This window comes from Chitinophaga horti (assembly GCF_022867795.2).
In the GTDB taxonomy this organism is placed as follows: domain Bacteria; phylum Bacteroidota; class Bacteroidia; order Chitinophagales; family Chitinophagaceae; genus Chitinophaga; species Chitinophaga horti.
Genome location: NZ_CP107006.1, coordinates 3,584,133 through 3,597,346 on the forward strand (window position 1 = coordinate 3,584,133; position 13,214 = coordinate 3,597,346).

14 protein-coding genes are annotated in these 13,214 nt (G+C 50.2%); 9 read left to right on the forward strand and 5 right to left on the reverse strand.

Annotated features, from left to right (window positions below; genetic code table 11):
• Positions 1-2: 2 nt before the first annotated feature.
• From MKQ68_RS14430 to MKQ68_RS14445, 4 genes are all read left to right on the forward strand, one after another.
• A complete protein-coding gene (locus MKQ68_RS14430; RefSeq protein ID WP_244839365.1) occupies positions 3-752 on the forward strand; it encodes a LytR/AlgR family response regulator transcription factor in 750 nt (249 codons plus the stop codon).
• Between the two features lie 94 nt (positions 753-846).
• Entirely contained in the window at positions 847-1,671 is an 825-nt protein-coding gene (locus tag MKQ68_RS14435) for a ThuA domain-containing protein (RefSeq protein ID WP_264279742.1), read from the forward strand.
• A 20-nt stretch (positions 1,672-1,691) separates the two neighbouring features.
• Positions 1,692-3,071, forward strand: coding sequence for a putative oxidoreductase C-terminal domain-containing protein (locus MKQ68_RS14440; RefSeq protein ID WP_264279743.1), 1,380 nt, complete (start codon positions 1,692-1,694; stop codon positions 3,069-3,071).
• A 117-nt stretch (positions 3,072-3,188) separates the two neighbouring features.
• Positions 3,189-3,650 (forward strand): hypothetical protein, encoded by a 462-nt coding sequence (locus MKQ68_RS14445; protein WP_264279744.1) that lies wholly within the window; start codon positions 3,189-3,191, stop codon positions 3,648-3,650.
• Positions 3,651-3,770: 120 nt separating this feature from the next.
• On the opposite strand, the gene MKQ68_RS14450 is transcribed toward MKQ68_RS14445, so the two are convergent.
• The 4 genes from MKQ68_RS14450 to MKQ68_RS14465 form a co-directional block, all read right to left on the reverse strand.
• A complete protein-coding gene (locus tag MKQ68_RS14450; RefSeq protein WP_264279745.1) occupies positions 3,771-4,895 on the reverse strand; it encodes a hypothetical protein in 1,125 nt (374 codons plus the stop codon).
• Between the two features lie 306 nt (positions 4,896-5,201).
• Positions 5,202-6,062, reverse strand: a complete 861-nt coding sequence (locus MKQ68_RS14455; RefSeq protein ID WP_264279746.1) for a hypothetical protein — start codon at positions 6,060-6,062, stop codon at positions 5,202-5,204.
• A 66-nt stretch (positions 6,063-6,128) separates the two neighbouring features.
• Positions 6,129-6,989: a LuxE/PaaK family acyltransferase gene (locus MKQ68_RS14460; RefSeq protein WP_264279747.1), complete on the reverse strand. Its 861-nt coding sequence runs from the start codon at positions 6,987-6,989 to the stop codon at positions 6,129-6,131.
• A 5-nt stretch (positions 6,990-6,994) separates the two neighbouring features.
• On the reverse strand, positions 6,995-7,144 hold the full coding sequence (locus MKQ68_RS14465; RefSeq protein ID WP_264279748.1) for a hypothetical protein: 150 nt from the start codon (positions 7,142-7,144) through the stop codon (positions 6,995-6,997).
• A 152-nt stretch (positions 7,145-7,296) separates the two neighbouring features.
• On the opposite strand from MKQ68_RS14465, the gene MKQ68_RS14470 reads away from it, so the two are divergent.
• The 5 genes from MKQ68_RS14470 to bioB all read left to right on the forward strand — a co-directional run bounded on the left by MKQ68_RS14470 (position 7,297) and on the right by bioB (position 12,516).
• Entirely contained in the window at positions 7,297-7,746 is a 450-nt protein-coding gene (locus MKQ68_RS14470; protein ID WP_264279749.1) for a hypothetical protein, read from the forward strand.
• Between the two features lie 84 nt (positions 7,747-7,830).
• The gene (locus MKQ68_RS14475) at positions 7,831-9,369 is read left to right on the forward strand and encodes an acyl-CoA carboxylase subunit beta (RefSeq protein ID WP_264279750.1); all 1,539 of its coding nucleotides are present in this window, start codon (positions 7,831-7,833) and stop codon (positions 9,367-9,369) included.
• Between the two features lie 3 nt (positions 9,370-9,372).
• Entirely contained in the window at positions 9,373-10,239 is an 867-nt protein-coding gene (locus tag MKQ68_RS14480) for a UbiA family prenyltransferase (protein WP_264279751.1), read from the forward strand.
• A 41-nt stretch (positions 10,240-10,280) separates the two neighbouring features.
• Positions 10,281-11,381: a M42 family metallopeptidase gene (locus tag MKQ68_RS14485; RefSeq protein WP_264279752.1), complete on the forward strand. Its 1,101-nt coding sequence runs from the start codon at positions 10,281-10,283 to the stop codon at positions 11,379-11,381.
• Between the two features lie 139 nt (positions 11,382-11,520).
• Positions 11,521-12,516, forward strand: a complete 996-nt coding sequence (gene bioB, locus MKQ68_RS14490) for a biotin synthase BioB (RefSeq protein ID WP_264279753.1) — start codon at positions 11,521-11,523, stop codon at positions 12,514-12,516.
• 245 nt (positions 12,517-12,761) lie between these two features.
• Here the strand turns inward: bioB and aroQ are convergent, their stop codons facing one another.
• Positions 12,762-13,184, reverse strand: coding sequence for a type II 3-dehydroquinate dehydratase (gene aroQ, locus MKQ68_RS14495; protein WP_264279754.1), 423 nt, complete (start codon positions 13,182-13,184; stop codon positions 12,762-12,764).
• Positions 13,185-13,214: the final 30 nt, after the last annotated feature.

Sequence of the window (13,214 nt, forward strand, 5' to 3'; positions counted from 1 at the left end):
CCATGATACGCTGCATACTTGTAGACGATGAAAGGAACAGCCTCGAAATGATGGAATGGCTCCTGAAAACTTACTGCCCGCAGGTAAAGATCGAAGCGATGTGTAACGATGCCATGAAAGGCATTGCAGCCATCCAGCAATACCAGCCCGACCTTGTGTTTCTCGATATTGAAATGCCACATATGAACGGCTTTGATATGCTGGAGCAATTCCCCAGGATCAACTTTGACGTGGTATTTTGTACGGCCTACGACCAGTTTGCGATACGCGCCTTTAAATACAGCGCGCTCAATTATCTGCTCAAACCCGTTGACCCGGACGATCTTAAAGAGACGATCCGCCGCATCGAAGACCGCAGAACGGCGCCCACCCGCGAGCAGATCGAAATGCTCATGCAGGGCATCCGCCAGGCGCAAAAGCCCACTATTCCCCGTATTGCACTCACCACCAGCGACGGACTGCTGTTCGTGCCCACCAGTGATATTATTTACTGTCAGGCCGAAAGCAACTATACCATCGTAATGCTGGTCAATAATAAAAAGATCGTTGTATCGAAAGTGTTGAAGGAGATTGACGAGGCCCTCTCCGGTCCCGACTTTTTCCGTATTCATAATTCGTACCTGGTCAACATGAACCACATTCATAAATACATTCGCGGCGAAGGCGGTTATGTGCTGATGAGCGATGGTGCCAATATCACCATTTCCCGGTCGCGACGACAGGAGTTCATGGAACTATTCGAGAGGTTTTAATTTTATATATTGAAGAGAACAGGCGGCGGTTTCTACCGCCGTTTGTCGTTTCTATAAATCCGCCTTATATTGTTGCCAGTCATCACAGCCCGTTATGAAACTATTCTGGACGATATTGGCCGCCATACTACTCACCGCCTTTGTGCCGCCGAAGAAAGAACGCTTTTCGTGGAAAGGCGTGCGCGTACTGGTGTACACCAAAAACGGCAAAGGCTATGTGCATAATAATATCGCTGCCGGCACGGCAGCGCTGCGTCAACTGGCCCGGGACAATGGCTTCGGCATAGATGTTACCGATGATCCGGCTTACTTTACCAATGAGCGGTTAAAGCAATACCAGGTACTCATCTTCCACAATACCAATAATGATGTTTTTGATAACGATACGCAAAAGCTGGCGTTAATGCATTACGTGCAGGCGGGCGGAGGCGTAGTAGGCGTTCATTCTGCCACTGGCACCGAACGTAACTGGCCCTGGTTTAAACGCATGATGGGTGGCAGCTTCGTACGGCATCCGCCTTATCAACGTTATAAACAAATCGTGATCGACAGCACCCATCCTTCCACATCATTTTTACCGAAGGTGTGGGAACAACAAACAGAATGCTATTACGTGAAAGAAATCAATCCCGATCTGCATGTGCTGATGGTAAATGATTTAAACAGCGTGCAGGACAAAGATCGTGATAGCTACGCCGGCGGCAGGTTTTACGGCAACAGCTTCCCGGCAGTCTGGTGCCACGAGTTTGACGGCGGCCGGCAGTGGTACACTTCTTTCGGGCACGATAGCACCACTTATAAAGATCCGCTGTTCCTGAAACATGTATTGGGCGGCATACAATGGGCGGCCGGCAATAAAAGGCTGCCGGACTACCGCAAAGCCCGGGCTATATCACCCAATGATCCGTTACCTTATTAAATTTGAAAACAATCCATTTCATGAAACGATACCGCTATCTTTTACCGCTGGTTGCCAGTGCCCTCGCTACCCAAAGCTGCCAGCAGTCTGCACCTAAAACGGCCACCGCCGATTCCAATATGGTAAAACTAATCACCGTCGATCCAGGCCACTTCCACTCAGCGCTCGTGCAGAAAAGTATGTCTGCCGGCATTGACTCCGTTGTGCACGTATACGCGCCGGAAGGCAAAGAGCTGGAGGCACACCTGGCATTGATCAAACAATACAATGAAAGAGCCGAATCGCCCACCAGCTGGTCAGAACAGGTGTACAAGGGCGCGGACTATTTTGAGAAAATGCTGGCGGACAAACCAGGCAACGTGGTCGTACTGGCAGGCAACAACAAACGCAAAACAGATTACATCTCCAAATCCATAGAAGCCGGTTTGAATGTTTTGAGCGACAAACCGATGGTGATCACCCCGGCTGCCTTTCCCCAACTGGAAGCCGCGTTTAAAACCGCTGCAGATAAAAAAGTGTTGCTGTACGATATTATGACCGAACGGTCGGAGATCAGCAACATGCTGCAGAAAGAATTAATGCAGCAACCCACCGTATTCGGTGAACTGCAGAAAGGCTCGCAAGATGCACCAGCGGTGCTGATCGAAAGCGTCCATTTCTATTTCAAGAACGTATCCGGCAAGACGCTGGTACGCCCCTCCTGGTTCTTCGATGCCGGTCAGCAAGGCGATGCCATTGCCGATGTGGGCGTACACCTCATCGACCTGGCACAATGGGCCTGTTTTCCAGAAACGGCGATTGATCATACTAAAGACATCAACGTGGTGGCTGCGCGCAACTGGCCTACGCCGCTCACTAAATCACAATTCACTTCTATCACCCAGCAAAGCGAGTTCCCTGATTTTTTACAGCCACTCGTAAAAGATTCGGTGCTGAACGCCCGCGGCAACGGTGAGGTCACCTATTCCCTCAAAGGCGTATTCGTAAAAGTGATCGCCCGTTGGGAGTATAAAGCAGAAGAAGGCGGTGATACGCATTACGCGCTGGTGAAAGGCAGCCTGTCCTCACTGGAAATCAAACAAGGCAAGGAAGAAAACTTTAAGCCCACCCTGTACATTCGCCCGGCCAAGAACGACACGGCCTTTGCCACGGCGCTTACGCAGGTAGTAACGCAACTCAACACCAAATACCCCGGTGTGGCAGTAGAAAAGATCGCCACGGGCTACAAGGTAAACATCCCTGAGAAATATAAGGATGGGCACGAGGCGCATTTCTCGCAGGTGCTGCAACGTTTCCTGGGCTACCTCAACACTGGTTTGCCCGCCTGGGAAGTTCCCTGCATGCTGTCGAAATATTACACGTCTACCGCCGCATTAAAGCTGGCAGACGCACAAAAATAAGCTGGCAAGGGGCGCTATCTAACGGTAACGCCCCTTGTTTTTAATATCACACGTTCGTTTCTCCTGAAAACACCTATCTTGCTGCCTCAAATCCTTATCCCTATAAAAAACCGACACATGATGATCAGGAAGATGGGTTACACCCTCGCGCTGTTAGCCTTAGAAATGCTGCTTTATTTCGTTATCACCACCGTTTTTATGTTATTCTTTTCTCGTTTTAATGTAAACCTGGGGCTGGAAGAATGGTTTGCCGTTATCACCCGCAGAGTGGTGGTGTATTACGTATTCGCCTTCGCAGGTTTCACTTTATTAACGATGCTGCTGCAGCCCAAAAACAAAGTGAGAGCGATCGCCCTCATCAACGCCGGCCTGTTTCTGCTCATAACTTTTGTAACGCTGTACATTCAGCACGTGCCGTTGAGCAGCGCATTCGGCAACCGTATGATCTTAATACAACTGCTGGCCGCGTTTGTAGTACCATTTATGCTGAACCGGAGCGTGAATTTCCGTACCATGGTGGCACTCGACATCTTCCCGGAAAAACAGAAATGGGATGCGGCAGAAGCGCCCGTTAAATAGCACAAACTTTTTCTTATATAGCAAAAGCCCCGTCATCACCGGCGGGGCTTTTTTAATGACCGGTAGCAAAAAGGGCCTGCCGGATACCCGACAAGCCCACGCCTCTGCGTTCCGCGCCAATTAATATTTATACACGGTTTTGATCGTAAAGAGGTGCTCGTTACTCATAAAACCTTTAAAGCTGGTGAGCAACTGGATAGGATACCCATCCTCGTCGTACGTATAGGTAAATTCATACGGTACCGAAGAAGGAATATTTCCTCCATAATTTTTTTCCTCGCCCGTGCGGTTATGCTTGGAACGGCGGCTCAGGAACATATCGGGGTAATTGAGTTGTGCAAACGGGTTGATGAAAAAGTCGTATCTGTACTTACTCGTTTCGGATCCACCACGGCTGCTGTAAGCAGCATCTTCCACCAGGTTGCCGTTGCGGTACTGCTGCGTGTAACCCATCGTGTTACCATTGGCGTATTGGTAGTTAAACTTCACCTGCGCACGTTCGGGCAGATAATTGATCGCCGCGCTGGTGCCGCTTTTATCTTCTTTATTTTCTTTGAGTGAGATCAACTCGCCCGCGTCATTATAACCCAGGTGGGTTGCTATCCACAGGTCGCCATTTTCGTCATAGCGCTTCACCGTTGTAAGGCGACCGCCCTCGTACACGAAAAAGTCTTCCATGTTGATGAACAGGCCTTCTTTACCCGCCCGCCTGCCGTAGTACAACACCGATTCGAGGTTACCGTCGGCCTGGTAGCTGTATTTGGATTTGCTGTCAGCACGCCAGGTATTACCTACAGAAGTGTATTTTTCTTCCCCGGTGAGGCGTTTAGCCGCTTTGGATGCAGCCAGTATGATCTTATCTATTTTAGCAAGATCGGCTGCCTGTACGGTCGTATCGGCCGTAACGCCCCATTTCGAAAGTTTAAGCTGATACTTTACCGCACCGGCTGGCAGGGCAATGTCGTTAGGACCCGGTTTTAGGGCAACTGTTGTTTCCCTGGAAGCCTGAAGGGTGTCCCAGGCGATGATTGACAAAGTGCCGGGGATGCTGTCGTACCGTACTTTGCCTACCGTAATGGCAGCCCGCACCGTAACAATGGGAGCAGCAGGATCAAATGGTCCTTTCGGTTTACCCGCCGGAGCTTCCGCGCCTTTCTCCGGACCTTCCGGCAGGGAAGCTTCCTTTGAACAGGCGGTAAAAAATGTAACGCCTAAAGCGGCGATGAGCATGCGTTTCCTTAGCATTGGTTCTACTGTTTTATGTGAGCGGGTACGTAGGAGTAACTAAACACAGCTGCAAATGTACCACGCCTGCGCACGCTAATTATTCGTAATTCCACTGAAAATAAACCTGCGGGAACTACTGAGATGCAAAAAAAGGCTGACCGTTTTAAGTCGGCCAGCGGTTGCATGATGCAAAGGGGCTGACCGTAACAGTTGGTCTTTTCATGGTGCAAAAGGCCGACCGTTTTAAGTCGGCCAGCGGTTGCATGATGCAAAAAAGGCTGACCGTACAAACCGGCCAGCCCTCGTATTACAAGCATCTTCGTTCTACTTAATAATATCCGTCAGCATCACCCTTCTTCCCTCTCCGAAAATGATTTCCCGGGTATATGTATACACCTTATCCCCATTACCATATTGCAAAAACATTTCCAGCGGCATTACTACCGGCGGATAGGAACCCTGGATGCGCATGGTATCGATCTCGGCTTTATAGTGATCGGGAATGAAGCTGTAACCGGGGAACAGTGTGTGCGGGTCCATCGGGATCCATACGTGGGCGGTGACTTTCGCGTGGTTGGTATTGGTTACCCGGGCATGGTGGCGGTAGTTATTGGCCACATACTCCTCACAGGCCACGCCGGCAATTACGCGCTTGGCGCCGGTTTTCAGTAACTGGCCCAGGTAACCGATCTCGCCGGGGTACACGGGCTCCATAGTATTGAGATCGAGTTTGGTTTTGTCGCCGCTTGCAATCTTGTCTACCCCCGCCAGGCTTAATTGCGACTCCTTATTAAAATCCCCGAAGAAGTAATATTTAGTACGGGTACTGCGGCTATTTAACTGTATGCAGAAGTGCGCGTTTTTGCTGCTGTAATAAATAACGATCTCCTCGCCGCCGTCGATCACCAGCTGGTTACCCTGGAAGGCGGCAGACTCCTGGTAAACAGCTATATCATAATCGTAGCTGGAGTCGATTGTTACCCGTTCGTCGCCACCAATGATCAGCGCAGGATTGGCCTGTGCCGTGGTGTTGCGGGAGGTATTGAAGATCGCCTCTCCCGTATCGGCGTCTTCGGTCTGTTCGGTCTTCTCTTTGTTCCTGCCGGTGATCTTCTTCAACAACTGTGCATGCAGTACCTGCGTACACAGCGAAAATGCCACCGCCAGCAGCATTGGTTTTATCATAGGGATAGTTTAATGCTGCCAACTTAGCAAAATTCCGGCTAAACATGAAGAATATTTTCAATATCGCTAGCTCACCATCAGGCTGCAACCTCTCAGGGCGGAGTTATCGAGGCGGCCAAGTACGGCAAAGCTGCCGTCGGCCTGCAGGCGGCCTATGTCCTCAGTGGCGATAAAGGCGCAGGAGTAGATATTGGCGAGGTCCACCACGTTGATCACGCCGGGGGCGCTGCGCTCGAAAAGCTGGAAGGGATCGTTTTCGTCACGCACCAGCACTTTCATCCAGGCGGGTGTGTGAAAACGGCTGTCGGCCAGTGAGTAGGCCTGGCTCAGCAGCTCGGTCATTCCATATTCGGCATGCACCTGCTGTACGCCCAGGCGATCCTTCAGGTAAGCATGTACTTCTTCCCGCGTCCACTCCTCCCGGCGGCCTTTCATGCCCCCGGTTTCCATGACGATGGTATTTTTCAGCTGTAACTCATAGTTGGTCGCGAAATCGAGGAGGCCGAACGTAACGCCGATGAGCAATACTTTACGTCCCTGGGCTTCCAGTGCTTCGAGGGTCGACTTCAGCTTATCATGTTCATAGAGGTAAAAGCCGCTTTCAGGCTGACCGCTGCGGGCGATCATATCCTGCACCATATGCACCAGCGAAGAGGATTTGCGCTCGAGGTAAGATGGTAGCAGTCCGAGTACCACGTAGTCGCTTACCGGGCCGTAAAACTGTTCAAAACAAGTGAGGTAACTTCTTTGATAGATGTCTGCATCCTTTACTTCGTGACGGCTGTTGATCGTCTGGGTCGTGCCGCTGCTTTCGAACACCACTTCCGGCTCAAACTGGCCGCACACCACCCGGTGACTTTTAAAGAACTGGATCGGTAAAAAAGGGATACGCAGCAGGCTGTTTACTTGCGCCGGCTTTACCCGCAACGCATCTACGTACGCCCGGTAAATCGTATTTTCCTGGTATTGGTACCGGAAAAGATCGAGTGCGGCAGCTTCAAGCCCTGCTCCTGTAAGTTAAATATCCTGTTCGTAAACGCCTGGTCCATGTAAAAAAATACGGCACTTTTATCCGGCCACAAAGGTAGGATTTAAGCAAACATGCCGCGCCGGCCTTTTTTTGTAACTGTGGCAACCGCGACGTAACAAAGTGACGTATCACACGTTTTATAAGGGAACGGGAACGGTTTGGTCCCGTATTGGCATATTGGTTAATTTAACGTACGTTTGTTATATGAAGAAATTGTTCATTTTAAGCGCAGTTTTACTTACAACGGTGATGGGATGTTCCAAAGAAGAGAATGGGGATGATAAGCCTGTTATCAAGTTTAAAAGCTATTCCGTACCAGAAATACCAGCCGGCTTCCAGGGCAACCTGGTGGTAACGCTGGACGTGGCAGACGGTGATGGCGATATCGAAGATACACTCTTCATTCAAACCAACTGGACCACTTCCACAACGACACTCAACTACGATCCCAGGCGTATGCCCGGCATCGGCGCCTACAAAGGTACCAACCTGAAAGCAGAGGTGCAGCTGCTGCTGGACAATACGTACGTAATTCCCAATCCTGAAGGCTACCAGGATAACGACTCTATCTACTTCCGCATTTATGTGCAGGACAATTCCAAGAACATCAGCGATACGATCGTAACACCTCCTATCCGCATTTATCATCGATAGGTGATGTATCAACTTATATAAATAAAGGATTCCCAACGGAGGGAATCCTTTTATTTTTTAGCTTTACTCCTCATTTTCAGTTCCATGAGCAAAATTGAACAACTGCATACCAAAACAGCGGCTGCCCAATTGGGCGGAGGCCAGGCACGTATAGATTCCCAACACAAGAAAGGAAAACTCACCGCCCGCGAACGGCTCACGCTGTTGCTGGACGAAGGCTCATTCGAAGAAATGGGCATGCTGGTGAGCAATAATAACAAAGGGCTCACCCTCGACCAGGAGGCCTTCCTGGGTGACGGTGTAGTTACCGGTTACGGCACCATCAACGGACGCCTGGTTTACGTGTATTCGCAGGACTTTACCGTGTACGGTGGCAGCTTAAGCGAGCCGCATGCAGAAAAGATCGTGAAGATCATGGACCTGGCCATGCAGAATGGCGCGCCGATCATAGGCCTGAATGACAGCGGCGGCGCCAGGATACAGGAAGGTGTGGTGAGTTTAGGTGGATATGCTGACATATTTTACCGTAACACCCGTGCTTCCGGCGTTATTCCGCAACTGTCGGCGATTATGGGCCCTTGTGCAGGTGGTGCGGTGTACTCCCCTGCCATTACCGACTTTATCCTCATGGTGGAGCAAACTTCTTACATGTTCGTAACCGGGCCTAACGTGGTAAAAACGGTTACCCACGAAGAAGTGACCTCCGAAGAACTGGGCGGTGCGCAAACGCATGCCTCCAAAAGCGGTGTGACGCACTTTGCCTGCGCCAATGAACTGGAATGTATCCAAAATCTGAAACAGTTGCTGAGTTATATGCCGCAGAACTGCCAGGACGATGCACCTGTCTATCCTTACGAACCTGCCGCGGAAGAACGCCCGGCCCTCAATACGCTCATCCCCGAAAATCCGAACCAGCCTTACGATATGAAAGAGGTGATCGCCGAGCTGGTGGATGCGGAGAGCTTTTTAGAAGTACACAAAGACTTTGCAGAAAACATCATCGTAGGCTTCGCCCGCATTGCCGGCAGAAGCATCGGCATCGTGGCCAACCAGCCCGCGCACCTGGCAGGTGTGCTCGACATTCACGCTTCTGTAAAAGGTGCACGTTTCACCCGCTTCTGTGATGCATTTAATATTCCATTGCTCGTACTGGTAGATGTACCGGGCTTTTTGCCGGGTACCGACCAGGAATGGAATGCGATCATCACTAACGGCGCCAAACTGTTGTACGCATTAAGCGAGGCCACCGTTCCGCGTATCACCATCACCACCCGCAAAGCTTACGGCGGCGCTTATTGCGTGATGAACTCCAAACACATCGGTGCAGACCTGAACTTCGCATTCCCACAGGCAGAAATTGCGGTGATGGGAGCCAAAGGCGCGGTAGAGATCATCTTCAAAAAAGATATTGACAGCGCTTCCAATGCAGAAGTACGCATGAACGAACTGGTAGACGAATACACCAATCGCTTTTCCAACCCCTACCTGGCGGCGGAAAAAGGTTATATAGACGAGGTGATCGTTCCGGAACAGGCACGTAAAAAACTGATCAGGGGCTTTAAAATGCTGGAAAATAAAGTGGTGGACATGCCGCGTAAAAAGCACGGTAACATCCCACTTTAAACTATGCAGTCCGTCGTTCGCATCACCCGCAGCTTTTTCAACTTCCTGCTTTTCAGCTCGCTGTACATCGCGTTTTGCGCGGTGGCAATGACCTGGCAAAGCAATGAAATGCTGGGCCTATCTTACGACCACAGTACGTACTACGCATTCGTGTTCTTCGCCACCATTTGCAGTTATAATTTTCACTGGTACTTAACGCCCGGTGGTATTGAAGCCACTTCGCAACGGCTGTCGTGGAATAACCGTCGCCGCATGTTGCAGATAGCCCTTTATCTCCTGGGACTGATCGGCGCCGTTTGGTTCTACTGGCCGTTAAGGCACCACTGGTTCCCGGTAAGTGGCGCGATACTACTCACATTTTTATACTCTGCGCCCAAACTGGCCTATCCGCCATTCATTTGGTTGCGCAAAATCGCCATCGGCAAAACGCTGTTTCTCACGTTTGTATGGACGTACGTAACGACGGTGTTGCCGGCGTTCATCGCCGATGAAGTACATGGGCTGTCACTCGCCTGGCTTACCTGCCACCGCTTTTTCCTGATTTATGCGATCTGCATCTTGTTCGATAACCGCGACCGGGAGCAGGATAAAGCCGAAGGCATCCGCAGCCTGATCACGTATTTCGACCGCAATGGCGTAAGTCGCCTGTATTACTTTTCGGTGTTACTGGCGGCCGTTTTTGCCGGGCTGTTATGGCCTTATGTACCCGCCTGGACCATCGGCACGTTGCTGGTGCCCGTTGCGGTTACCGCGATGATCAAACGTTACTCAGAAACGCATGCTTCCGATTACGTGTATTATTTTTACCTGGATGGATTGATGATGTTATCCGCCCTGTTGCATTATGCCGGGCACATCGCAGGCTGGTAAAGCATTTTCCTTTATTTTTGTTGACATTTATTGATATAACCATGGCTAAAAAGCAAAAATCTATATTAACGAAGGAGTCACTGACATTCCTGAAAACTTACCTGAACAACCCTTCTCCCACCGGCTTCGAGAAAGAAGGACAGAAATTATGGCTGAAATACCTCGCACCTTACATCGATGAAACCTATGTAGACCCTTATGGTTCGGCGGTAGGCATTATCAACCCGGATGCGCCCTTCAAAGTGGTGATAGAAGCGCATGCGGACGAGATTTCCTGGTTCGTGAACTACATCTCTGCCGACGGTTTGATTTATGTGATCCGCAATGGTGGTTCGGATCAGCAGATCGCGCCATCTAAAAGGGTGAACATCCATACAGAAAAAGGAATCGTGAAAGCGGTATTCGGCTGGCCAGCCATTCACACGCGCTTACGCGGTGGCGATGGTAAGGAACCGCAACCAAAGGTAGATAACATCTTCCTGGACTGCGGCGCCCGCAATCGTAAAGAGGTGGAAGACCTGGGCATCCATGTAGGCTGTGTAATCACGTTCGAAGATGGATTTGAAGAACTGAACTACGACTATTATATCTGCCGCGCGATCGATAACCGCATTGGTGGTTTTATGATCGCCGAAGTAGCACGTCTGCTGAAAGAAAATAAGCAGAAGCTGCCTTTCGGTCTGTACATCGTAAACGCCGTACAGGAAGAAGTAGGTTTGCGTGGCGCAGAGATGATCGCCAAACGCATTAAACCCAATGTGGCCATCATTACCGATGTAACGCACGATAGCACTACACCGATGATCAACAAAAATGTAGAAGGTGAAATTAAATGCGGTGCAGGCCCAAGCATTACTTACGGCCCGGCTGTACACAACATCCTGCGCGACCTGATCATCAAAACGGCAGAGAAGAACAACATTCCGTTCCAGCGCCACGCCGTAAGCCGCAGCACGGGCACCGATACAGACGCTTTTGCATACTCGAACGATGGTACGCCATCTGCGCTAATCAGTCTGCCGCTGCGCTACATGCACACCACGGTGGAAATGGTGAAGAAAGAAGATATTGAAAATACCATTATGTTGATTTATCAAAGCCTGTTGAACATCACACCGAAAACAAATTTCCGGTACCTGTAACGAAGGCGAAACATGTATACAAAGAGGCTGCACCATCATACGGTGCGGCCTCTCTTTTTTAAAACTGGTGTTTAAACTTTCATGTGGTTGACTTTTAAGCTTAATACTGTATGTTTGTTCCGACCAAAAACAACCAACTATGCAATCAGTGCAGATCCGGCACAACTGGACCATTGAAGAAATTAAGGAAGTTTACAACACGCCGCTGCTAGAGTTGATTTACCGCGCGGCCACTGCTCACCGCGAATACCAGGACACCGCTGAAGTACAGGTATGCACGTTGCTTTCTATTAAGACAGGCGGCTGCTCGGAAGACTGTGCTTACTGTCCGCAGGCGGCGCGATACAACACCGGCGTAAACGTACAAGCCCTCATGAAAAAAGACGAGGTGCTGGCCTACGCGCAAAAAGCTAAAGACGCTGGCTCTACCCGCTTCTGCATGGGTGCCGCCTGGCGCGAAGTACGCGACAACCGCGACTTTGACCGGGTGTTAGACATGGTAAAAGGCGTAAATGAAATAGGGATGGAAGTATGCTGCACATTAGGTATGCTTACCGAAGACCAGGCACAGAAGCTTGCTGATGCGGGCCTCTACTCTTACAACCACAACCTCGATACCAGCGATGAATTTTATGGGGAGATCATTACCACCCGCACATACGACGATCGCCTCAAAACGCTCGACAATGTGCGTAAGGCCGGCGTAACCGTTTGCTGCGGCGGCATTATCGGTTTGGGCGAATCGCACGAAGACCGTATCGGTATGCTGAAAACACTGGCCACGCTGCCTAAACACCCCGACTCCGTGCCCATTAACGCACTGGTAAGGGTAGAAGGCACGCCACTCTCCCACTTACCGAAAGTCGAGTTCTGGGACATGGTACGTATGATCGCCACCGCCCGCATCCTGATGCCGGCCACCATGGTACGCCTCAGCGCCGGTCGTACGGAAATGAGCCTGTCCGAACAGGCATTATGTTTTATGGCAGGCGCCAACTCGATCTTCGCAGGTGAAAAGTTATTGACTACGCCTAATCCTTCCTTTGATGAGGATAACATGATGTTCCAGTTGCTGGGACTGAAGCCCAGAGAGGCGTTTAAGGACGAGAAGGCAGCGATGTCGGTGGAATACTAAATCGTTTCGTATTGTAAAGGTGACGATGCAGCCGAAAAATCGTCATCATGTATCTATAGATGGTGACGAAGCATTAAAAAGATTCGTCATTATATATTGGCAATAAGGACGAAGTGTTAAAAAAATCGTCATTGGTAATGAAATGAAGCAACCCTCGTGTTCAATCTCCGCACCAGTAAGCCATGGAGACTTGTGCGGAAGTTTGCTTCGTTGCGCTACCAATGACGTTTTTTTCCTTTACAAACTTATTGTTTCCCTAAAAAATACTCCACCGCCAATCCATACCCCTGCATACCCAAACCTGCAATCACTCCTACACACTTCGCAGCGATCATCGATACATGACGGAACTCTTCGCGTGCGTGTACATTGCTGATATGCACTTCTACCACCGGCGTGGTAATAGCGGCAATGGCATCGCGCAGGGCGATGGAAGTGTGTGTGTAAGCGCCGGCATTGAGTACGATGCCATCCAGCTCAAAACCATTGGCGTGTAAAAAGTTGATCAGCTCCCCTTCCACATTGCTTTGGAAATAGACGAGCTGCACCTGCGGGTATTTGCTCACCAGTTGGTGAAAGCAATCTTCTGCAGTGGTGTTGCCATAGATGCCGGGTTCGCGTTTACCGAGCAGGTTAAGATTAGGGCCGTTGACGATGGCGATTTTCATGATTAGAAACGATTGAATGCCTAAAATAGG

Bases quoted from the DNA above. Each gene is read 5' to 3' on its own strand.
- MKQ68_RS14430 (WP_244839365.1), top strand. From the start codon at position 3: ATGATACGCTGCATACTTGTAGACGATGAAAGGAACAGCCTCGAAATG.
- MKQ68_RS14435 (WP_264279742.1), top strand. From the start codon at position 847: ATGAAACTATTCTGGACGATATTGGCCGCCATACTACTCACCGCCTTT.
- MKQ68_RS14440 (WP_264279743.1), top strand. From the start codon at position 1,692: ATGAAACGATACCGCTATCTTTTACCGCTGGTTGCCAGTGCCCTCGCT.
- MKQ68_RS14445 (WP_264279744.1), top strand. From the start codon at position 3,189: ATGATGATCAGGAAGATGGGTTACACCCTCGCGCTGTTAGCCTTAGAA.
- MKQ68_RS14450 (WP_264279745.1), bottom strand. From the start codon at position 4,895: ATGCTAAGGAAACGCATGCTCATCGCCGCTTTAGGCGTTACATTTTTT.
- MKQ68_RS14455 (WP_264279746.1), bottom strand. From the start codon at position 6,062: ATGATAAAACCAATGCTGCTGGCGGTGGCATTTTCGCTGTGTACGCAG.
- MKQ68_RS14470 (WP_264279749.1), top strand. From the start codon at position 7,297: ATGAAGAAATTGTTCATTTTAAGCGCAGTTTTACTTACAACGGTGATG.
- MKQ68_RS14475 (WP_264279750.1), top strand. From the start codon at position 7,831: ATGAGCAAAATTGAACAACTGCATACCAAAACAGCGGCTGCCCAATTG.
- MKQ68_RS14480 (WP_264279751.1), top strand. From the start codon at position 9,373: ATGCAGTCCGTCGTTCGCATCACCCGCAGCTTTTTCAACTTCCTGCTT.
- MKQ68_RS14485 (WP_264279752.1), top strand. From the start codon at position 10,281: ATGGCTAAAAAGCAAAAATCTATATTAACGAAGGAGTCACTGACATTC.
- bioB (WP_264279753.1), top strand. From the start codon at position 11,521: ATGCAATCAGTGCAGATCCGGCACAACTGGACCATTGAAGAAATTAAG.
- aroQ (WP_264279754.1), bottom strand. From the start codon at position 13,184: ATGAAAATCGCCATCGTCAACGGCCCTAATCTTAACCTGCTCGGTAAA.